Genomic DNA, 21,523 nt, shown 5'->3' with positions numbered 1-21,523 from the left:
AGGCCCAGGCGCCGTGCTTTCGCAGGCTATAGTTTGGGAGGTTGGAGTTGCCGGGTTTCTCGGAATTTTTATACCTGGATATTTGAACAGCGCAACGGCTGCAAACCCAGGCTGTAAGCCGCTTTCAGGAGGATTAAGTGTCCAAAATATCCCGCATGGTCCAGTTTATCCCGCAGGTTTTGCGGTCTAAATTACGTTAGGCGTCGAGATAAATCCAACCTGTAGTCTGCGCGAAGAGGACGAAACGATGAGCGAAGTGATCTTTACAGCGTCCGACGGACAAACCTATGAGATCTCTGTCGATGACTTCGGCGAAGAGATACGCGTCGTTCTGGGAGGAAAGACTGTTGGGACAATTTCGCTCCGATACATTGAAGGCGATCCCCCACGTCAACCTGACACCTATCACATAACGCACTTGGCGCTTGAGGAGTGCGCACATCGAGGGATAGGTCGCCGTTGTCTTGAACTGCACCGCGAGGTCTTCTCTTCGCCGATAACTGCTGGCGCCGACAACGGAACTACCAGTGACGATGGAAGCCACTTGACGGGAGATGGTCCTGGCTTTATTGCAAAGATGAGCAAGGCGGGCATCGTCGTTCCAATCACCAGTCACGACGACTACTATGACCGGTACGACGAGTAGTGCTTTCCGCCGAGCCAGCCGACGCCACCTTGTCGGCGCATCGACGCCTAACCTGTCGCTCGAGCCGACTCGCGTCGGCAAGCCGCCGCTCGCGGCTCAGCTTCAACGTTAGGCCTCCCATTAACCCACATCAAAGAATGAAGTAACCATGCAAGAACTCTCAGCATATCTTCTCGAAGCAAATGGGTTGAATCAAGAAAAAGTGACAGATCGGATTTCGGCGATCGCCAAATCCGTATCTGCATGGCTTACCAAGAAGGGTGCGACAGCCCCCACCCATAGTTCAGGAACATTTGAATCCCTCACAGACAACGGAAACGGGCGCTTCACACGTGAGCACATCATTACAGACAATGGAATGCTCGAAGAGATCAGATTAGATGAGTACTCACGGGGAGGGCAAACTTTCACAACGATGCTTTCCGTTGTCGCGCTAAGCAGCAAGGTCGCTGTCTACGGCTCACTTTCGGTTACTAACACTGTTAGCGTGATTGCGCCCGTTTATACAGATCCGCGCTGCCCGACGGTCATTCGAGATTTGCTTTCATCGTTTCCTGATTGGTCCCTCAATGGAAATCCTCTTGGTCAAGGAAGGTCCAGATATATCAAGGGGGAGAGTGCCTGCGAGGCTTTGGTTGAGCAGCTTGCTTCTACCGAACGCTTGCTACCAGTGGTCTTGGTATCGGAGAACGACGATGAAGTCTTGTGGCCAAAGCTTGACAATGAACTTGCCTTTGACCTTGCAGGTCTTGCGCATGTCGTACGTGTAGATGAAGATGCCTCCTGGTTTCTTACGGATGAATTAGGTCGGGAGAATTCCTGTTACCTCGGCGCTGTGCGTCTGTATTGGCCAACGCGCCTCGATCAATCCGGCGAGCCAAAATTTCCTGGCACGGTCTGGACGGCTTCAGCACTTCTATCAAATGACCACGACGGCAAGGGATTCAACAGATTGAGGTCAACGCTCCGGCGTAGAGTGATGAATGTCGCAGCACTTACTGTTGTACCGCCACCTGAGATGCGAGATATCAAGAAGGCTGCTTCGCGTAAGCGCCTTCAGGAGTTGGAGCAACGGGCAAGCGCGAATTCTGATGAACTTGCACTTGCGCGGCTTTACATTGATGAGAACGAGGAACTCAAGAGCGCTCTGGAAAAGAGCAAGTCAGAGATAGCTGCATTGAATGCTCGCGCAGAAATGGCGGAGTACGCTCTTGCGCAACTAAAGAGTTCAGATGCAACTACTGAACCTGATTTATCTGAACCTCAAGAGAGCGGTGAGCCAAAGCCCGGCGAGGAGCGCTACTACAAAAAGCAGCACAGCAAACCAGCGTATGACGTGCTCATTAGAGTCGATGGTTGTGGGCATACAAGTTGGCAAAGTGCCGCCAAGGCGGATAAAGCAAAAAAGGGTGTCGAAAGGCTTGAGGGCAGAAATGATTGGAAGAATATTCAGCACTGCGGGTCGTGCACGGGCGGTGGCATGTGGAAGGTTCGGTGGTAGTCGAGGATTTTTAAGTCCGAGCATCTGCATCTGCAACTGCCTCAACGTCAATAGAAAATGCGCGGTCATCATTCAATCAACGGCTTCCGCACCTGTCACCAGCCTAACTGGTCGTTCAACGCGGACGCGCCTACAAACCTTGTTTGTAGTCGTACCCTTCGCGCTTCGCGCTACGGCGCCGGTTAACTTGGCGTTGAAGCCGCAGCATGTCAGCACCCATGACCCCCGTCGTTCGCGCGTTCTGGAGCGCGTTCAAGGCCACGCAATCCGAGGATGTCGACGCCAGGTTCTTCGAAGTCTGCGTCTTCGACGACAACGAGCCGAGCGCCAATCACCTGGCAGAGCTGGTGGTGCGCGGAGTCAAGCGGGCCACTGCCGGTCTGGTTTGGTCGTTCGAGGCAGCGAACATGCCGACTCCAAAGCCGGGGGATCTCAGCGTAGTCACAAACTGGGACGGGCAGCCGGTGTGCGTGATTGAAACGACGCAAGTCGATATCACGCCATTTTCGGAGGTCACAGCAGAGTTCGCGGCCACAGAGGGCGAAGGAGACGGGTCGCTTGAGTACTGGCGCGAAGTGCACACGGCCTACTCTGCAAGAGAGTGCGCCCGCATTGGTCGCATCCCAAGCCCATCCATGCCGGTCGCTTGCGAACGGTTCAGGGTCGTCTATTGCACGTTCGGCGAAAAAGCGGCCTAACCCCTTCGCCCACAAAAAAACGCCAGCATCTGCTGGCGTTTTTCTTGGTCATGAAGGAGCGCTCGATCAACCCTTCTGCACCATCTTGATGATGCTGGAAAAATCCAGCGCCCCATGCCCCGCCAGGCTGTGCGCCGCATACAGGTTGCGCGCCATGCCCCCCAGCGGCGTGGCGGCCTTCACCGCCATGGCGTTCTCTTGTGCCAGGCCCAGGTCCTTGAGCATCAGGTCCGTGCCAAAGCCGCCTGCGTAGCCTTTGCTGGCGGGCGCGGTTTCCATCACGCCGGGGAAGGGGTTGTACTTCTCCAGCGCCCAGTTGCCGCCCGAGCTGCGGCGCATGATTTCGCTGAGCACCTTGGGGTCCAGGCCGTTGGCCACGCCCAGGGCGATGGCTTCGCTGGTGCCGGCCATCAGGATGCCCAGCAGCATGTTGTTGCAGATCTTGGCCGTCTGGCCTGCGCCCACGTTGCCTGCGTGGAAGATGTTGGCACCCATTTTTTCGAGCACGGGGCGGGCGCGTTCCAGGTCGGTTGTGTCGCCGCCCACCATGAAGGTCAGCGTGCCGGCAATGGCGCCGCCGGTGCCGCCCGAGACGGGGGCGTCGATGAAGGCCACGCCCTTGGCCTTGGCGGCCTCGGCCACCTTGCGGGAGGTGGCGGCAGCGATGGTGGAGCAGTCGATGACCAGCGTGCCCGCAGGCAGCTGGGCCAGCAGTTCACCCGCGCCCAAAAAGAGGCCTTCCACATGTTGGCTGGCGGGCAGCATGCTGATGACGACTTCGGCACCTGCCACGGCTGCCTTGGCATCGGTGGCAATGGGCACGCCGTCTGCCGCCAGCTTGTCGCGCGCGGGTTGTGAGAGGTCGAACGCGCGCACTTCGTGGCCTGCCTTGTGCAGGTTGTGTGCCATGGGGCCGCCCATGTTGCCGAGGCCGATGAATGCGATTTTCATGCTGTGTTGCTCCTGGATGTCGTTGTGATGGTGAAGGGGAGGGTGTCGGTTTTTAGTATGAAATTGATAGCTGCTAGCGCTTATCTATCGGGCGGTAGAGGCCAAATTGCTTGAACTCTAGGGGCTGATGTCGGCCCCACGGCTGGCCAGCTCGGCGCGCAGCACCGAGCGGTGGCAGCGGGCTTCGTCCTCGCAGTAGCAGCCCAGGGATAGGGCGCTGTGGTGCGACAGCGCGGCCAGCAAATCCAGCGTGCGGCTGGCCTCGGGCAGGGCCAGCTCCTTGCGGAACTGTTTGACGAAGGCCTCCCAATCCTTTTCGGTCTGGGCTTGCTGGCCTTGGGCCATGAGTTCGGGTGTGGGCGAGAGCAGCGGGTACCACGCGTCGTAGTAGTCGCGGCTCGCAAACTCGGCCTTGGGCACGCCACGCGGTGGGCGGCGCACGGTGCCGATGCGGGTGCCTTCCCCGGCTGCGCGCGGGGTGCCAAGGCGGACGATGCGAAGGGGCATGGTGGGGGCTCCGGGTGGGTGATGGGTAAGGGCGGGCCGGTCAGTCGTCGGCTTCGAAGATGCTGTGTTTCTTCTTGGCGGTGGCGGGTGTTGTTGTTCTTGTTGTCGTCGTCGCTGTTTTCTTCGGCTTGGCGCTGCTGCGGGCGGGTGCCTTCTTGCCCGCAGCCGGGGTGCTGGTGGCGCTTGTCTTGTTGTTCTTCTTGCGTGGTGACGCCTTGGCGAGCGGGTTGTAGGCCAGGGCCTCCTGAACCCAATAGTTCCACTGCGTGCGCGTGGCGTAGCCGTTGGGCTCCACCCAGAAGTAGCCCTGCATGCCGCCACCGGGCGAGAGCTCGCGGGTGTTCTGCATCTCCTGCAGTTCGCCGTGGCGCTCGGGCGGCAGGCGCACCAGCAGTTCTTCGCCCTTGACCGCGATGCACATCTTGCCGTCCACAAAGAAGGCATAGGTGCCGAACAGTGGGCGCTCTTCCACGTCGCTGCGCTGCGCGAGCGCCGTGCGGATGGCGTCGATCAGGTGCAGGGTTTCGTCGGAGAGGGGGCGGGCGGGCATGGAAAGTTCAGGTTTTCTTGGCGTTGCGTTCGATGAAGTAGTTCAGTTCGCGCACGTCTTCCTTGCGAAAGAACAGGCCACAGTCCCCACACATCTGAAACTTTGGCGAGTGCAACGGCATGCCATGGGTGGCGCGAAAGAGCTTCAGTTTGATCCCGAAAAGGATGAACTCTCCCCCTCCCTCGCCCAGATTCAGGTGGCCTTGCTGCAGGTTTGTCGATTGGCATGCCGGGCAGTGTTCGGCAAGCGTCTCTTCAAAACGAGGGAAGGGCTTGTGGTGTTGTGCCGGTTGGTAGGTCATCAGCGCATGTTCCTTGTGACTGCTCCTATCGAATCGCCTCCGTCGCATCCCCATCCAGCATGCGCCGCGCAATGATCACCCGCATGATTTCGTTGGTGCCCTCCAGGATCTGGTGCACGCGCGCGTCGCGCAGCAGGCGCTCCAGCGGGTATTCGCGGATGTAGCCGTAGCCGCCGTGCAGCTGCAGCGCGTCGTTGATGACGGTGAAGCCTGCGTCGGTGGCAAAGCGCTTGGCCATGGCGCAGTAGGTGGAGGCATCGCGCGCACCGGCGTCCAGCTTGCTGGCGGCCAGGCGCACCATCTGGCGGGCGGCGACCAACTCGGTCGCCATGTCGGCCAGCTTGAACTGCAGGGCCTGGAAGCTGGCGATGGGTTTGCCAAACTGTTTGCGGTCTTGCATGTACTGCTGGGCGGCATTGAGCGCGCCTTGCGCCGCGCCCACCGAGCAGGTGGCGATGTTGATGCGGCCGCCGTCCAGGCCCTTCATCGCGATCTTGAAGCCTTCGCCCTCGCGGCCCAGCAGGTGGTCGGCGGGGAGGCGCACGTTGTCGAAGCTGATGGTGCGCGTGGGCTGGCTGTTCCAGCCCATCTTCTGTTCCTTCTTGCCGTAGCTGATGCCGGGCGCATCGGCGGGCACGGCAAAGGCGCTGATGCCGCTGGCGCCGGATTGCGCATCGCCGGTGCGGGCCATGAGCACCAGCACATCGGTGCTGCCCGCGCCGCTGATAAAGGCCTTGGCGCCGTTGATGACGTATTCGTTGCCGACCAGCTCGGCGCGGGTCTTGAGCGAGGCCGCGTCGGAGCCTGCGCCGGGCTCGGTCAGGCAGTAGGACGCGAGCTTCTCGCCGGTGGTGAGCAGCGGGCCCCAGTGGTCGCGCACGGCGGGCGTGGCCCAGGTGCCCAGCATCCAGGTGGCCATGTTGTGGATGGTGATGAAGGCGGTGGTGCTGGGGTCCACAGCCGCCATTTCTTCAAAGACCAGCGTGGCGTCCAGCCGGGGCAGGGCGAGGCCACCAGCGGCTTCGGGGGCATACAGGCCGCAAAAGCCCAGTTCGCCCGCCTTTGCAATCGCCTCGCGCGGGAAGATGCCTTCTTCGTCCCAGTGCGCGGCGTGGGGTGCGAACTCAGCTTGTGCAAAGTCGCGGGCCGTCTGGGCAAAGGCGCGTTGTTCTTCGGTGAGTTCAAAGTCCATGGTGTTCTGTCTCGTCAGTTCTTGTTGTTCTGGTGGCCTGGCTCAGGGCTTGGCGGACGGGTGGTCCAGCGTCAGCCAGCGCATCAGGCCCTTGCGGCGCGCCTGGGTTTCGGCCGTGAGGCATTCGTGGTACAGGCGAGGCCACTGGGGTTGCGATTCGTTGCTGCGCTGCGCCTGCTTGCAGCGGGTGGTGCGCTCGCGCTGCCAGGCCGTGTGCTCCTGCCGCAGCTGGGGCCGTTCGTGGGCCGACAGGGCGCGCATCACGTCGCCGTAGAGGATGGCGATCTCGGTGTCTGCCGCCTGGAAGGCTTGCACGGCGCAGGCATTGGTTTCTTCCACCGTGCCGCCGGGTTTGCAGGCGGCACCGGCCTGTGCGTGGGCACGAGCGCCCATCAACACTGCGCAAGCCGTACCGAAGACCATGGCCCATCCCCGCATCGTCGTCTTGGAAATTTGCATGCCCCGCTTTTACCACCGCACGCTACCGCCGAAACCGGCGCGGCCCAAGCCAGTGCCACCGCGCAAGGGCCGCCCCGCCGCGCCGGTGGCGTCCCCCTTCCGCATCGCGCAGCGATGCAGAGAAAGGGGGAAGCGGCGCAGCCGCTCAGGGGGTTACTTCAAACTAATCGTGGTGTTCACACCATGCGAGATGGTGCTGTCATCAAACCAGCGCGCCGTCACGGTCTTGGTCTGCGTGTAGAACAGCACGACCTGCTTGCCGTAGGGGCCCAGGTCGCCCAGCTTGGAAGCACGCGAGCCCGAGAACGAGAACAGGGGCACGGGCACGGGGATTGGCACGTTGATGCCGACCTGGCCCACGTCGATCTCTTCCTGGAACTTGCGCGCTGCAGCGCCCGACTGGGTGAAGATGGCGGTGCCGTTGCCGTTAGGGTTGTCGTTGATGAAGGAAATGGCTTCGTTAATGTCGGCAGCGGCCGACAGGCACAGCACGGGGCCAAAGATTTCCTGGTCGTAGATGCTCATGCCGGGCTTGACGCCGCTGAACACCGTGGGGCCCACGAAGTTGCCCTTTTCGTAGCCAGCCACCTGCGGGTTGCGGCCGTCCAGCTCCAGCGTGGCGCCGTCGGCAATGCCGCGCTCGATCAGGCTCTGCACGCGATCCTTGGCGGCGCAGGACACCACGGGGCCCACGTCCGTGCCTTTTTCTACACCGGCGCTGATCTTCAGGGTCTTGGCCTTGGCGACCAGCTCGGGGATCCACTTTTGCGCCTCGCCCACCAGCACCACCACCGACAGCGCCATGCAGCGCTGGCCAGCGGCGCCAAAAGCGGCGCCGGCCAGGGCGTTCAGGGTTTGTTCCTTGTTCGCGTCGGGCATCACGATGGCATGGTTCTTGGCGCCCATCATGCATTGCACGCGCTTGCCGTTGAGGCTGGCGCGGTTGTAGACATGGGTGCCCACCTTGGTGGAGCCCACGAAGCTGATCGCCTTGATGTCCTTGTGGTCGCAGATCGCGTTCACAGCGGCTTCGCCACCGTGGATCACGTTGAGCACGCCAGGGGGGATGCCCGCTTCGAGCGCCAGCTCCACCAGGCGCATGGTCACCATGGGGTCTTGTTCGGAGGGCTTGAGCACGAAGGTGTTGCCCGTGGCAATCGCCATGGGGAACATCCACAGCGGGATCATGGCGGGGAAGTTGAAGGGGGTGATGCCTGCGCACACACCCAGGGGCTGCATCAGCGTGTAGGTGTCCACGCCACCGGCCACGTTGTTGGCCAGCTCGCCCAGCTGCAGGTTGCCGATGCTGGCCGCGTGTTCGACCACTTCGAGGCCACGGAACACGTCGCCTTCGGCATCCGGCAGGGTCTTGCCTTGTTCGGCGGTGAGGATGGCGGCCAGCTCGGCCATGTTCTCGCGGATGAGCTGCTGGTACTTGAGGAAGATGCGGGCGCGGGCGCCGATGGCGGTCTTCTTCCAGGTCTTGAAGGCTTCCTGGGCCGAGGCCACGGCGGCGTCGATTTCTTCAGGGGTGGCAAAGGGCACGCGGGCCAGCACTTCTTGCGTGGCAGGGTTCACCACATCGCGCCACTGCGTGGTCTTGGATTCGACGAACTTGCCGCCGATCAGCAGTTTGACGGTGGGGGCCAGCACGGCCGAGGAAGTCGGTGCATTCATGGATGTGTCTCCTGGGTTGGCACGCGGCGGTTTGCCGACGAATGGCGCATCGTATCTGTGCAAAATTGCTGAGGCAATAGACAATGATGCACTTTGATTTTGCAAATTTGCACAGCGCTGATCGTCGCGCCTTGCCTGGCATGCCGATCACGGCACTGGGCACTGACGAGCGCGTTCAACAACCGTTTCTAGGATCATGGACTGGGACAACCTGCGTTACTTTCTGGAGCTGGCCCGCTCTGGCACCCTGGCCGCCGCCGCCCGCCGCGCGGGGGTGGAGCACACCACCGTGGCCCGCCGCATCCAGGCGCTGGAAAAGCAGATGGGCGCCGCCCTGTTTGCGCGCGAGGCGGGCGGCCACCGGTTGACCGAGGCCGGGCGCCAACTGCTGCCCGCCGTGGAGGCCATGGAAACCGCCGTGCTGGGCGTGGAGCGCGCCGCCCCGGCGCAGGCGGGGGCGGGGCCTTCGGGCCTGGTGCGCGTGGGGGCCACCGAGGGGTTTGGCACGCTGATCCTGGCGCCGCACCTGGCGCGGCTCACGCAAAAACACCCGCATTTGTCCATCGACCTGCTGGCGCTGCCGCGCATGCTGCACCTGTCGCGGCGCGAGGCGGACATCGTCATCTCGCTGGAGCGGCCCACGCGCGGCTCGGTCATTGTCACCAAGCTGGCGGATTACTCGCTGCACCTGTACGGCCAGCGCGAATACCTGGCGCGCCGCCCCCTGGTGGCCACGCGCGAAGACCTGCGCCACCACGCGTTTGTGAGCTACGTGGACGACCTGCTGTTCACCAAGGAGCTGCAGTTCCTCGACCAGCTCTACCCGCCCGAGCGTTTTGCCATGCGCAGCACCAGCGTCACGGCCCAGTACGAGGCCGTGCGCGCCGGGGCCGGGCTGGCGGTGCTGCCCGCCTTTCTGGCTGACACCGACCCGGTGCTGGCCCGCGTGCTGCCGCAGGAGGCGCGCTTTACCCGCACCTTCTGGATGAGCATGCCCGCCGAGGCCAAGCACCTGGCGCGCATGCAGGCGGTGTGGAGCTTTTTGAAGGAAGTGGGGCAGGGAGAGAGCGGGCGGCTCAGGCCGGACCGGCGTTAGCAGGCCGCCTCGGGCTGCATTCCATCAGAATCAGACCTGCAAAACGACATCTCCGGGGCCCGCCCCCGTGCATTCCGTGAACCCTCTCGAACTCCAGGCCTACCTGCACCAGCACATCCCCTTATCCCACGCCATGGAGGTGAGCGTGGTCGAGGCATCGCCCCACCAAGTGGTGTTGAGCGCGCCGCTCGCGCCCAACATCAACCACCGCGATACGGTGTTTGGCGGCAGCGCGTCGGCCGTGGCCATCCTGGCGGCGTGGTCCATGCTGCACCTGCGCCTGTCGGCCGAGGGGCTGGGCAGCCGCCTGGTCATCCAGCGCAACACCATGGGCTATCTGGCACCCATGGCCGGTACCTTCACTGCCGTGGCGCAGGCGCCCTCCGCGCAGGTGTGGCAGCCCTTTGCACGCATGCTGCAGCGCAAGGGCATTGGGCGCATCGTGCAGGCGTCGGTGTTGCACTACGAAGGGCAGCCTGCGGGGCAATTGGAGGGTGAATTTGTTGCCTTTGGGCCCGGGTAGCAGCAGGGCAGATGAGCGGGTGCGCGACAGAGGCTATCGGGCTTCTCTGAAAGGGAACTGTGTGGAGTGATTGCTCCATTTTCTCCCTTGGGGCGGGACCTTCTCAGCCGTTTGCGATGGCGCGGTGAACGCATGGCGTGTGGAAAAGCAAAACGTGACAAGCGAGAAAACTTTGGGTACAACCGCCGCTCCAAATTGTTAACTTTCTCTGCCGCGATTCACAGGCGATGTCTTAGGTAGCTGATGTGATCCGGCGTTGACCCTCTCGTTGATCTTCTGAATGACGCCACAGAAATCTGCCGCCGCCTGGCGGCTCGCGGGCCTGACGGGCCCCGGAGAAACGACTCCTGACAAGGCCTGGGCGCACCGCCCGCGGTCGCGCGGCTTGCTGGCACCCATGCTGCTTGCCAGGCGGCTGATGCGTCCGCGCTTCGCGTTGGTACCTGCGTAGTCGGCGTCCCCCTGGCAGTTGACGGGAGTCCGGTGGACTTCTTTCGTAGCAGGTGTCTTTGACGCCGGCCGTGTGCCGCGCGCAAGGCGCCGAGGTTCGTTGAATCGCAGCAGACCTTTGTGCAAAAAACAAATCAAAAAGGGAAAACCATGGGCAATACCCCCACCAACACATCCCGCGAAATTCTCTTCGTGGACAGCCGCGTGCAAGACGCCGTGACCCTGCTTCAGGGCGTAAAGCCTGGCACGGAAGTGATTTATCTGAGCGTCGGTGAAGATGGGTTGGCACAGATGCGTGCAGCCTTGGGTGAGCGGGGCGATGTAGGGGCTGTGCATGTTCTGGCCCATGGCAGCGCGGGCCAGTTGTGGCTGGGAAGCACCTTACTGAATCAGGCGATGCTGGAGCGTCCAGACACCCAGGCCGCGCTGGCGGCCTTGGGCAAAGGGCTCACGGCCGATGGCGACATGCTGGTCTATGCGTGCAATCTGGCAAGTGGCGGGCAGGGGCTGCAGTTTCTCGACACACTGGCGGCCTTGACGGGAGCTGATGTGGCGGCATCCACCGATCTGACGGGGGCTGCGCGCCTCGGTGGTAACTGGACTCTGGAGGCCCGGGCAGGCGTCGTCGAGGCACCCCTGGCTTTTGATGCCTCCGCCCTCGCGCGGTACAACGGCCTGCTGGGCATCGCCAGCGAAAATTTCGATGGTGCTGGGCTGTTGATTGAGTATTCGGTGTCCAGTATGAATGTGAACGGCTGGACCTTCACTTCGGCCTCCAGTAACGACATGGCCACGCCAAACGCGGGTGATCAAGCTTTCAACTCGAACCTGGACGGCAGCGGCAGCGACCGGAATTTCGTCTGGAATCTGAATGGTAATGTGATCTCCAGCTTCTCCATGAAGTCCACCGACGGCACGGACTTCAAGCTCAATTCCTTTGTGCTGGGGTCTTCGGCGGGCGCGACCGCGGTGACGGTCAGCGCCTATCGGGGTAATGCACTGGTGGTGGCAGGTGAGTTGGTCAATATGACCAGCAGCGACTCGGCTGACCATATCACCTTCGCCAACCTCGGCAACACGGCGGGCGGCAGCTACGGTCTGTTGACCTTTGACAGCAGCTGCGACAACGTTGACGAGATCCGCTTCAGTTGGAGCGGGGCGGTCACGCCTGAGATCGATGACATCAGCATCTCGGCGGCGGTTGTGGGCCCGACCATTACCAGCGCTACTTACGACGCCAGTGCCGGCATCTTGGCTGTCACTGGCACGAACATGGTGGCTGGCGATGTTGTCGATCCTGGCAAACTCACCTTGACGGGGCAGGGTGGTCAGACTTACACGCTCACCTCGCCCAACACGACGGCCAGTAGCAGTACGGCCTTCAGCGTCACACTGAATGCGGAAGACAAAGCCGCGGTCAACGGTCTGCTCAACCGCAACGGTACGTCGGCCGTCGATTTCACCGCCTTCAATTTGGCTGCTGCGGCAAATTGGGACTCCAACGCCAGCGCGCCCGCAGACCTGACCGGCAATACCGTGACGGTGAGCAATGTCAGCGCACCGACCATCACCTCAGCCACTTACGACGCCAGCAACCATGTGCTGACGGTCACCGGCGTCAACCTCGTCAGAACGGTCGGCACCAACAACGACATCTCGGTCTCCAAGCTCATGCTGACCGGCGACGGTGGCGTTACGCGCACCCTGACCTCGTCCGATGTCGAGATCACCAGCGCCACCTCGTTTTCCATCACGCTCAATGTGAGCGACCGGGCCGTGATCGAGCCTGCGTTCAACCGCAATGGAACGACCTCTACCGGTGGCAGCACCTATAACCTGACCGCCATGGACGACTGGAACAGCGTCGTGACTGGCTCCAACACCTCGGATACGACCAACCCCGTCACGGTGAGCAATGTCTCTCCGCCTGCGATCACCAGCGCGAGCTACAACGCCGCCACCGGTGCGCTGGTGGTTAGCGGCACCGGCTTCAAATCCCTGGTCTGGGCCAACAACGACATCGTGGCCAACAAGTTCACACTGACAGGTGAAGGCGGGGCCAGTTACATGCTGACGGACACTGGCAATGTGGACATTGGTTCGGGCACCAGCTTTACGCTGAACCTGAGCGCCACGGACAAGACAGCGGTCAACGCCTTGCTGAATCAGAACGGCAACAATTCCGAGGGGGGCACGGTCTACAACCTGGCCGCCGCAGAAGACTGGAATGCTGGTGCCGATGCCGCGGCCGTGATCGCCGACTTGGCGGGTAACGGCATCACGGTCAGTGGCAACAATGGCAAGCCGCAAACGAGCGGTCTGAATGGTGACACGGTCAGTTGGGCTGGCGTCGGCAACACCGTGGTTTTGGACGCTGGTGGCAACGCCACGGTGCTGGATGCCGAGTTTGGCGCGCTCAGCGGCGGCCAGGGCGATTGGGCGGGCGGCAGCCTGACCGTGCAGCGCCAGGGTACGGCCTGGGCAGCAGACACCCTGGGCTTCAACGCGGCCGGCTTTTCGGTCAATGGCGGAAACCTGCAATCCGGTGGGCAGACTTTTGCCACCTTTACCGACACAGGCGGGGTGCTCACCGTCAATTTCACCAGCTCCGGCACGATAGCCACCAATGCCCTGGTCCAGGCCGTGGTGCGTGGCATCACCTACCGCAATGACACGCCTGCCGGGAACGAGACGGTGCGCTTCACACTCTCCGACGGAGGCGGGAGCACGACCTCGGACGTCACGGTCGCGAGCAGCAGCATTTATGTGACCAACACCGCCGATACCAGTTCGGTCAATGTGAACGATGGCGTGAGCTTCAGCGAAGCCATGGCCATCGCCAACGGCCAGGCGGGGACGGATACGTTGCTGCTGTCCAGCGGCTTCACGGGCGCGATGACACTGGCCGGCGACTTGTCGGTCACGGACAGCGTCGCGGTGGATGCCACTGCGGGCAATGGTTTCAACCTGATGGGGAGCACCTTGAGCCTCAACGCCAGCAAGACCCTGACCTTCAACAACAGTGCTGGGGGGGCGACCACGATTTCCAGCCTGCTGGTGGGTGCTGGCACGTTGGGCAAGACGGGGGCGGGAGCCTTGGTGTTGGCCAATGTCGGTAACAACACCAGCATGAGTGGCGACATCACCGTGAATGGTGGCACGCTGCGTATTTCGGACCCCGGGCATCTCTCTTCTGGCTCGCTAACCTTGAATGGCGCCACGCTGGCCGATACGAACAGTGCAGCCCAGACCTTGTCCAACGCGCTGGTGATCGGAAGTGGCGGAGCCACCTTCAGCAAGACCAGCAGCGGCGCTTTGACCCTGGCGGGATCTCTTGATGGCTCGGGCTCGATCAACAATACCGGCGCGGTGATCAACCACACGGGAGGGGGTACGCTGACCCTGGATGGCGCCACGGTGGCGGCTGCCCCCGGCGGAAGCCAGATCACGTTGAGCAGCCAATTGGTGATCGGCAGTGGCGGTGCCACCTTCAACACCCAGAGCGGGGACATCAATCTCAAGGGTGACATCAGCGGGTCGGGCGCCATCACCAAGAATGGCAGCACCTATTTCCTGTCCCTGTACGGCAACAACACCCACAGTGGCATGCAGACAGTCAATGCTGGCTACTTGGTGGACAACGCCTCGGCGACCGCACTGGGGACTGGTCAAATTGCGCTCGCCAGCGGGGCCTCCCTGGGCTTCCTCAACGTAGGGGCCATGACCGCCAGCAACGACATCGTGCTGGCTGGCAATGCCACCGTCATCAACGGTGCGGCGGGCAATTGCATCGTCACTTTCAGCGGCAACATCACCGAAAGTGGGGGAAGTCGCAACCTGGCCATCACGCCCAATTCGGGGCCCAACAGTCGGATGATTTTGACGGGTGCCAACACCTATACGGGGACGACCACCATCTCCGGAGGGGTGGTGGAGATCAATGACGGCAGCAACTTGGGTACCGGCGTGCTGACCCTGTCTAGTACGACGCTGCAGATCAATGGCAGTGGTGTGACCATGAGCAAGGCAACCACAATTTCCGGCACTTCGACCGTGAATGTGGTCAACGACGTGACATGGTCTGGTGTTTTCTCCGGCGCGGGGGCGTTGACCAAGGCGGGGGGCGGGACTTTGACGCTTTCGGGGGGCAATACCAACAGTGGTGTTGTAACGGTTTCCGGTGGAAAACTCTCGGTCACTGGCAGCACGGCCAGCGCGACCACGTTGCAAAGTGGCGGTACCTTGGCGGGCACCGGGACGTTGAGTGGCCAGGTTACCGTTCAGAATGGAGGCACGCTGGCGGCAGGGATCGATGGCGTCAATGGAGGCGCCGGGGCGTTGAGCACCGGCAACTTGACCATGAACTCTGGCAGCGTGCTGGTGGCTCAGATCAACGGTTCTGGTGCGGCATCAATTGACGAAGTGAAGGTCACTGGCACAGTCAACCTGACAGGTGCCACGCTGGCGGCCAGCCTTGGTAGTTACTCCCCTGTTCATGGGAGCTCCCACACCCTCATCTCCAACGACGGAGTCGATGCGATCGTGGGGACTTTCAGTGGCTTGGCAGAGGGCGGGATGGTCATGGTGGGTGGCATTCGGATGAAAGCCAGCTATGTTGGTGGTGATGGCAATGACTTCGTGCTGACTGCGCAGCTGAATGCCACCCCGACAGTGGCGAACCTGATCCCGAACCAAAACGCCGTGCAAGACTCGGTGTTCAACTTCCAGTTCGCATCCAACACGTTTGCAGACACGGATGCCGGTGACGTACTCACCTACAGCGCCCAGCTCGCAGGCGGGGGGGCTCTGCCAGCCTGGCTGAGCTTCAATGCCGCCACCCGCACCTTCAGCGGCACACCAGCCAATGCCAACGTTGGCACCGTGAGCATCGACGTCATTGCCAATGACGGCAATGGCGGCACGGTGACGGACACCTTTGACATTGTGGTGGCCAACATTAACGATGCTCCCACAGTCGCTAACGCCATCCCCAATCAGAACGCCACGGAAGACTCGGCGTTCAATTTCCAGTTTGCATCCAGCACCTTTGCCGACATGGACCTGGGTGACACACTCACCTACAGCGCCCAGCTTGCGGGCGGAGGAGCCTTGCCAGCTTGGCTGAGCTTCAATGCCGCCACCCGTACCTTCAGCGGTACGCCCGCCAACGCCCACGTTGGAACCGTGAGCATCGATGTCATTGCAAACGACAGCCATGGTGGCACGGTGACGGACACCTTCGACATTTCAGTGGCCAACACCAACGATGTCCCCACGGTCGCCAACGCCATCCCCAACCGCAGCGCCACGGAAGGCTTTGCATTCAGCTTCCAGTTCGCATCCAACACCTTTGCCGACATGGACCTGGGTGACACACTCACCTACAGCGCCCAGCTTGCGGGCGGAGGAGCCTTGCCAGCCTGGCTGAGCTTCAATGCCGCCACCCGTACCTTCAGCGGCACCCCTGCCACCGCCAACATCGGCACCCTCGGCATCGACGTGATCGCCAACGATGGTCACGGCGGCACGGTGACCGACACCTTTGACGTGGTGATCGCCCCCGCTCCCGCAGACCCTGACCCGGTCATCCCCACGCCCACGCCAACCCCCACACCCGGAGTGCCGGACAACGACGGAGTGCCCAACACGGTGGAAGACCAGGCCCCAGGCATCCCAGGCCCCAATGGAGCCATCGTGGTGGGAGACGGCAACGGAGACGGCATCAAGGACAGCGAACAGGCAGGAGTTGCCTCGATAGGCTTCGTGCTCAGCCCCACGGGGCAGAGCAACCCGGGCAGTGCACCGCCCACCTTCACCACGCTGGTGGCCAGCAGCCAGAACGGCAAGGTGGGCAGCGCCAACGACAACGCGCGCATCACCAGCCTGGTGCAAAAGGACGCACCGGCCAACCTGCCAGCGGGCATGCAAATGCCGATAGGGCTGGTGAGCTTCACGGTGGCGCTGGGAGCGGGCAAGACGGGAGAGAACTTCAGCCTGTACGTGGACCCGGCACTGGGAGTGAACGGCTACTGGAAACAGGACAGCCACGGGCAATGGGTGAACCTGGCGAGCGAGCCGTACGGAGGCAAGACGGTGATGGAGGGAGGGAAGATGAGGCTGGACTTCCACATCGAGGACGGAGGGCAGTTCGATGCGGACGGGAAGGTGGACGGGATCATCACGGACCCGGGTGCGCCGGGCAAGCTGGCGCTGTCGATCGTGGGGCTGGCGCCGGACATGGGGCACAACCCCTTCTGGTTCTGAGTGGCACCCGCATACCGGCCCGCCAGCCAAGCCTGTGAACAGACTGTCGGGGGACAGATTCCAACAAAGAGAAACAATGAGTGACAAGCTGGGAGACATTGGTTAAAAACCCATAGTCTCCAAATTGTTAATCCTTTGAGGCCTGGGCCTTGCGTGCCCCCAAGCGGTGCCTGCGGAACCTGCAGGAGTGCTGGATGCCTCCCTTCTTTTCTTATGAAACCAGAAACGGCCGCCACCTGGTGGCTCACAGGCCTGCCAGGCTCCGGCAAAACCACCTTGGCGCAGGCCTTGGCAGCAGCCTTGCGTGAGCGCGGAGAACCCGCCTGCGTGATTGACGGGGACGAACTGCGCACGGGCCTGTGCAAAGACCTGGGGTTTGACGAAGCCAGCCGGGCAGAAAACGTGCGCAGGGCAGCGCACATGGCCCAACTGCTCAATGCCAACGCCATCCACGCCGTGGTGGCCATGGTCTCCCCCGCATCTGCTGCACGCGCCGCCGCCTACGCCACGATAGGCGTGGAGCGCTGCCAGGAAATCCATGTGAGCACCCCGCTGGAAATCTGCGAGCAGCGGGACCCCAAGGGCCTGTATGCGAAAGCGCGGGCCAACCAGCTGACACAAATGACCGGTATACAGGCGGCCTACGAGGCGCCCGTGGCACCTGCATTGCGCATCGACACCAGCGTGATCGACGTGGGCCAGGCCGTGGAGCGCATGCTCAATGGCGTGGGCTCTACACCCGAATAGTCCTCCTTATGAACAAACCACAACCCGTTCGTTACCACTTCATCACAGGCCTGCCGCGTTCGGGCTCCACACTGCTGTCGGCGCTGCTGCTACAGAACCCCCGCTTTCATGCGGGCATGACCAGCCCGGTGGGGGGGCTGTTTCGCAACATGCTCAACCAGTTGGGGGCGGGCAGCGAATTTGGCCCTGTGGTCACCAAAGAGCAACGCAGGCGGCTGTCGCGGGGGCTGTTTGACAGCTACTACGCAGATCAAGCGGGCGACAAGGAAGTCATCTTTGACACCAACCGCATGTGGAGTGCCCAGATGCCGGCACTGATGGACCTCTTTCCGGGGGCCAAACTGATTGCCTGCGTACGCAACGTGGCGTGGGTGATGGACAGCATAGAGCGCAGGTACCGCGCCAACCCCTACGAAATCACAAGGCTGTTCAGTGACGACACCGAGCGCAACACCGTCTACAGCCGCGTAGAGACCCTGGCCCAACGCAACCGCATGGTGGGCTACCCCTGGACCGCGCTGAAAGAAGCGTTTTACGGCGAACATGCCAGTTCACTGCTGCTGGTGGACTACGACCTGCTGGCGCAGGCGCCGCAGAAGGTGCTGCCGCTGATTTACCAGTTTCTGGGCGAGCCCGAGTTTGCGCACGACTTTGAGCAGGTGAAATACGACGCCCCCGAGTTTGACGAAGCGCTGGGACTGCACGGGCTGCACCAGGTGCGCCCGCAGGTGGGGCTGCAGCGGCGCGAGAGCATCTTGCCCCCCGACTTGTTTGAGCAATACAGCAAGCTGTCGTTCTGGCAGGACCAGGCCAACAGCCGGGCCAATGTGATCACCGCCCGGATGCAAACGGCCGTGCCGCAAGGCCCTGCAACCAGTTCCATGTGAGCAAAAACGCGCCCGGAGGGGGCGCAGCGACAAAGCTGAACCACAACCAAGCCCAACAAACCAACCAGCACCCATCATCACCATGACCACTGACCATACACCTGACGCATCCTTTGCCAGCGCCCGTGAAGTGCTCTTCATCGACAGCCGGGTTCCCGACCTGCAGGCCATCATCGCCGCAGCCCGCCCCGGTGTGAAAGTGGTCATCCTCGATCCGAATGAAAGCGGCGTGGCTCAGATGGCGAAAGCCTTGGAAGCAGAGCATGGCCTGGCGTCCATCAGCGTGGTCTCGCACGGCGATGAGGGGGTGCTGTTGCTGGGAAACGGCCCGCTGTTCAGCGGAAACCTGGAGCAATACCAGGCGCAGCTCAAAGCCATTGGTGCAGCATTGGGCCCGGATGGCGACCTGCTGCTGTATGGATGCGATGTCGGAGCGGGCGAAGCAGGTGCCCAGTTCCTGCAGGCCTTGGCGCAGGTGACGGGAGCGGATGTGGCTGCCTCCAACGACAGCACGGCGGGGGCAGCGCGTGGAGGCGATTGGGATCTGGAAGTCGCGAGCGGGCAGATCGAGGCGCCCGCCGCACTGGATGTGCAGGCACTGACGGGCTATGACTTCAGCCTGCACACGGCCAGCGTCAACACCGTGGCGCAGCTCAAGGCGGCCATTGCGACGGGGAACACGGATGGCTCGGATGACGTGATCACCCTCACGGGAAACATCACGTTCGCCAGTGCTGCAGACGCGATTGCCATCAATGTGACCGATGGACAGAAGATGTCCATTGTGGGTGGTGGTTTTACTCTCAGCGGTGGAAATCTCGCGCGGGTGCTGAATGTTGTCACCAGTGGGGCCGGCAGTGCGGTCTCAATTGACAACCTGACTATCACCAATGGTTTGGCTGTGGGCAACGGTGGTAGCAGTGACCGCGCCCCAGGGGTGCCCGGTTCCAGTGGCTTGGGCGGCGGGATCAATAACGCCGGAGTCTTGGCGATTTCGAACAGCACAATCACCACGAATAAGGCTTCGGGTGGCGGCGGAGCGGGTGGGAGCATAAGCCTGATAAATGGCGGTGGGGGCGGAGGTGGTGGCTTTGGGTCGGGATTGGGGGGGACTGGAGGCTCCAGCGCTTATGGCACGGGGCCTTCTACGAGCCCGGCCGCAGGCGTTGGCGGAAGCGGAGGGCATGGTGGCGCTCGGCCTAGCGGGGGGGGGGTGGGCGGTTCGAGCAGCGCAGGCATGGGAGGCAGTTACGGCAGTCTGGCCGGCTATTCCGTTGGCGGCAGCGGTGGAATGGCAGACAATGGGTCGATCTCTATTGGTGGTGGCGGTGGTGGCGCTGGGGGGAATGGCGTTGGGGGCGCAGGAGGTGGAGCCGCTGGGGCGATTTACAACACCGGGACGCTCACTATCACGGGCAGTTCGATTGCAAACAATATCGGCGCAGGCGGCGGCGGCGGCGGCGGCGGGGCATCGAATTACGCATCAACAGGCAATGGTGGTGTTGGCGGCGATGGGGTAGGTGGTATTTGGTCCACGGGTACGCTCATCATGGATACCGCTTCTTCCAACTCGGTGTCTACAGGCAATATCGGTGCAGGAGGCAGTGGTGGTGGAGCAAGCGGTATTGGCAACACCGCAGGTGCTGCAGGCGTTAGCACAAATGGCATCCGCGGGACTGTGACGCCTTACGTTGCACCAGCGTCTATCACCAGCGCCACCTACGACGCCAGTACAGGGGTTCTGTCCGTCACTGCCACCAGCATGACCACGGGCGACACCATCGACGTGAGCAAGTTGAGTCTGGCAGGCCAAGGGGGCAGCTACATACTCACCAGCGCCAACGTCACCGCTGCGAGTGCCACCAGCTTCACGGTCACGCTCAACGCGGCCGACCAACTGGCCGTCAACGGCATCTTGAACAAGAACGGCACCAGCGCGGTAGACACCACCACCTTCAACCTGGCGGCCGCGGCCAACTGGGATGTGACCGCTTCAGCTGCCGCCGACCTCACCGGCAACGGTGTGACCGTCAGCAACGTCACGGCCCCCACCATCACCAGCGCCACCTTTGACGGCAGCACCAATGTGCTCGTGGTCACCGGCACGGGCCTGGTCAAAACAATCGGGGCAACCAACGACATCACCGTCAGCAAATTCACCATTACGGGAGAAGGCGGTGCCACCTATACGCTGTCCACCCCCAGCAATGTGGAAGTGACAAGCGCCACCAGCTTTAGCATCACCCTGAGCGGGGCCGACATTGCCGGTGTGAACAGCCTGCTCAACAAAAACGGCACGTCGGCCATCAGCACAACGACCTACAACATCGCCGCCGCTGACGACTGGAACAGCGTGATCACAGGTGGCAACATTGCCGACCTCACCGGCAACGGCATCACCGTCTCCAATGCATTGCCCACGGTCGTCAGCGCGACCTATGATGCCAGCACCGGCACGCTGGTGGTGACGGGCGCCAACATGGTCGCGGGCGACACCATCGACGTGAGCAAGCTTTCGCTCACCGGCCAGGCGGGCTCTTACACGCTGACATCTGCCAACGTCACCGCCGCTAGCGCTACGTCCTTCACTGTGGTCCTGAATGCCGCAGACCAGCTCAACATCAACGGCATCCTGAACAACAACGGTACCTCTGCCGTTGATACGACAACCTTCAACCTGGCAGCGGCTGCCAGCTGGGATGCGTCTCGCACCAGCACTTCCGATCTGACTGGCAATGCCGTCACAGTCTCCAACGTCACGGCCCCCACCATCACCAGTGCCACCTACGACGGAGGCACCCACGTCTTCACCATCACCGGCACCAACCTGGTCAAGACCATTGGTGCAACGAACGACATCACGGTCTCCAAGCTGACCATCACGGGAGAAGGCGGCGCCACCTACACGCTGTCCACTTCGGCCAACGTGGAGGTCACCTCGGCCACCAGCTTCACCTTCACCCTGGCGGGGGTCGACATTGCCGCAGTCGATGCACTGCTCAACAAGAACGGCACCAGTTCGGCCAGTGCCACGACCTACAACATCGCTGCAGCAGACGACTGGGACAGCGTGG

16 protein-coding genes are annotated in these 21,523 nt (G+C 62.2%); 9 read left to right on the top strand and 7 right to left on the bottom strand.

All coding sequences use genetic code 11. The features are described 5' to 3' along the window. Positions 1-247 precede the first annotated feature (247 nt). From DBV10_RS12130 to DBV10_RS12120, 3 genes are all read left to right on the top strand, one after another. Positions 248-646 (top strand): hypothetical protein, encoded by a 399-nt coding sequence (locus tag DBV10_RS12130; protein WP_124513902.1) that lies wholly within the window; start codon positions 248-250, stop codon positions 644-646. Positions 647-794: 148 nt separating this feature from the next. After that, positions 795-2,147, top strand: coding sequence for a hypothetical protein (locus DBV10_RS12125; RefSeq protein ID WP_124513901.1), 1,353 nt, complete (start codon positions 795-797; stop codon positions 2,145-2,147). A gap of 218 nt (positions 2,148-2,365) precedes the next feature. Continuing rightward, positions 2,366-2,845 carry an ASCH domain-containing protein gene (locus tag DBV10_RS12120; protein ID WP_124513900.1) on the top strand — a complete coding sequence of 160 codons (480 nt, stop codon included), beginning with the start codon at positions 2,366-2,368 and terminating at the stop codon, positions 2,843-2,845. A 66-nt stretch (positions 2,846-2,911) separates the two neighbouring features. Here DBV10_RS12120 and mmsB read toward each other — a convergent pair whose 3' ends face one another. From mmsB to DBV10_RS12085, 7 genes are all read right to left on the bottom strand, one after another. Further along, positions 2,912-3,880, bottom strand: coding sequence for a 3-hydroxyisobutyrate dehydrogenase (gene mmsB, locus DBV10_RS12115; protein WP_255424839.1), 969 nt, complete (start codon positions 3,878-3,880; stop codon positions 2,912-2,914). Positions 3,881-3,913: 33 nt separating this feature from the next. Beyond that, entirely contained in the window at positions 3,914-4,303 is a 390-nt protein-coding gene (locus tag DBV10_RS12110; protein WP_124513898.1) for a DUF488 domain-containing protein, read from the bottom strand. Between the two features lie 40 nt (positions 4,304-4,343). Then, entirely contained in the window at positions 4,344-4,853 is a 510-nt protein-coding gene (locus tag DBV10_RS12105; protein ID WP_124513897.1) for a TfoX/Sxy family protein, read from the bottom strand. Between the two features lie 7 nt (positions 4,854-4,860). Next, on the bottom strand, positions 4,861-5,154 hold the full coding sequence (locus tag DBV10_RS12100; RefSeq protein ID WP_124513896.1) for a hypothetical protein: 294 nt from the start codon (positions 5,152-5,154) through the stop codon (positions 4,861-4,863). Between the two features lie 25 nt (positions 5,155-5,179). Beyond that, positions 5,180-6,346: an acyl-CoA dehydrogenase family protein gene (locus DBV10_RS12095; protein ID WP_124513895.1), complete on the bottom strand. Its 1,167-nt coding sequence runs from the start codon at positions 6,344-6,346 to the stop codon at positions 5,180-5,182. Between the two features lie 42 nt (positions 6,347-6,388). Then, positions 6,389-6,805 (bottom strand): lysozyme inhibitor LprI family protein, encoded by a 417-nt coding sequence (locus DBV10_RS12090; RefSeq protein WP_116749772.1) that lies wholly within the window; start codon positions 6,803-6,805, stop codon positions 6,389-6,391. A 153-nt stretch (positions 6,806-6,958) separates the two neighbouring features. Beyond that, on the bottom strand, positions 6,959-8,482 hold the full coding sequence (locus DBV10_RS12085; protein WP_124513894.1) for a CoA-acylating methylmalonate-semialdehyde dehydrogenase: 1,524 nt from the start codon (positions 8,480-8,482) through the stop codon (positions 6,959-6,961). A 196-nt stretch (positions 8,483-8,678) separates the two neighbouring features. Here DBV10_RS12085 and DBV10_RS12080 point away from each other — a divergent pair, with 196 nt between their 5' ends. The 6 genes from DBV10_RS12080 to DBV10_RS12055 form a co-directional block, all read left to right on the top strand. Then, the gene (locus DBV10_RS12080) at positions 8,679-9,578 is read left to right on the top strand and encodes a LysR family transcriptional regulator (RefSeq protein ID WP_063460360.1); all 900 of its coding nucleotides are present in this window, start codon (positions 8,679-8,681) and stop codon (positions 9,576-9,578) included. Between the two features lie 76 nt (positions 9,579-9,654). Continuing rightward, positions 9,655-10,101 (top strand): YiiD C-terminal domain-containing protein, encoded by a 447-nt coding sequence (locus tag DBV10_RS12075; protein ID WP_124513893.1) that lies wholly within the window; start codon positions 9,655-9,657, stop codon positions 10,099-10,101. Between the two features lie 600 nt (positions 10,102-10,701). Then, entirely contained in the window at positions 10,702-16,815 is a 6,114-nt protein-coding gene (locus DBV10_RS12070; protein ID WP_124513892.1) for a putative Ig domain-containing protein, read from the top strand. A 213-nt stretch (positions 16,816-17,028) separates the two neighbouring features. Beyond that, positions 17,029-17,562, top strand: a complete 534-nt coding sequence (cysC, locus tag DBV10_RS12065; RefSeq protein WP_124513891.1) for an adenylyl-sulfate kinase — start codon at positions 17,029-17,031, stop codon at positions 17,560-17,562. Between the two features lie 8 nt (positions 17,563-17,570). Further along, positions 17,571-18,449, top strand: coding sequence for a sulfotransferase (locus DBV10_RS12060; protein WP_124513890.1), 879 nt, complete (start codon positions 17,571-17,573; stop codon positions 18,447-18,449). A gap of 82 nt (positions 18,450-18,531) precedes the next feature. Beyond that, positions 18,532-21,523: DUF4347 domain-containing protein (locus DBV10_RS12055; protein WP_124513889.1), on the top strand; the 2,992-nt coding region annotated here is incomplete at its 3' end.

The sequence above is a fragment of the Acidovorax sp. FJL06 genome, from assembly GCF_003852545.1.
Classification (GTDB): domain Bacteria; phylum Pseudomonadota; class Gammaproteobacteria; order Burkholderiales; family Burkholderiaceae_C; genus Acidovorax.
This window is presented reverse-complemented; position numbering and strand designations above follow the sequence as displayed.

Coding starts and splice junctions, on each gene's coding strand:
- DBV10_RS12100 (WP_124513896.1), bottom strand. CDS start 5,154: ATGACCTACCAACCGGCACAACACCACAAGCCCTTCCCTCGTTTTGAA.
- cysC (WP_124513891.1), top strand. CDS start 17,029: ATGAAACCAGAAACGGCCGCCACCTGGTGGCTCACAGGCCTGCCAGGC.
- DBV10_RS12070 (WP_124513892.1), top strand. CDS start 10,702: ATGGGCAATACCCCCACCAACACATCCCGCGAAATTCTCTTCGTGGAC.
- DBV10_RS12090 (WP_116749772.1), bottom strand. CDS start 6,805: ATGCAAATTTCCAAGACGACGATGCGGGGATGGGCCATGGTCTTCGGT.
- DBV10_RS12080 (WP_063460360.1), top strand. CDS start 8,679: ATGGACTGGGACAACCTGCGTTACTTTCTGGAGCTGGCCCGCTCTGGC.
- DBV10_RS12120 (WP_124513900.1), top strand. CDS start 2,366: ATGACCCCCGTCGTTCGCGCGTTCTGGAGCGCGTTCAAGGCCACGCAA.
- DBV10_RS12095 (WP_124513895.1), bottom strand. CDS start 6,346: ATGGACTTTGAACTCACCGAAGAACAACGCGCCTTTGCCCAGACGGCC.
- DBV10_RS12110 (WP_124513898.1), bottom strand. CDS start 4,303: ATGCCCCTTCGCATCGTCCGCCTTGGCACCCCGCGCGCAGCCGGGGAA.
- DBV10_RS12130 (WP_124513902.1), top strand. CDS start 248: ATGAGCGAAGTGATCTTTACAGCGTCCGACGGACAAACCTATGAGATC.
- DBV10_RS12125 (WP_124513901.1), top strand. CDS start 795: ATGCAAGAACTCTCAGCATATCTTCTCGAAGCAAATGGGTTGAATCAA.
- DBV10_RS12105 (WP_124513897.1), bottom strand. CDS start 4,853: ATGCCCGCCCGCCCCCTCTCCGACGAAACCCTGCACCTGATCGACGCC.
- DBV10_RS12085 (WP_124513894.1), bottom strand. CDS start 8,482: ATGAATGCACCGACTTCCTCGGCCGTGCTGGCCCCCACCGTCAAACTG.
- DBV10_RS12060 (WP_124513890.1), top strand. CDS start 17,571: ATGAACAAACCACAACCCGTTCGTTACCACTTCATCACAGGCCTGCCG.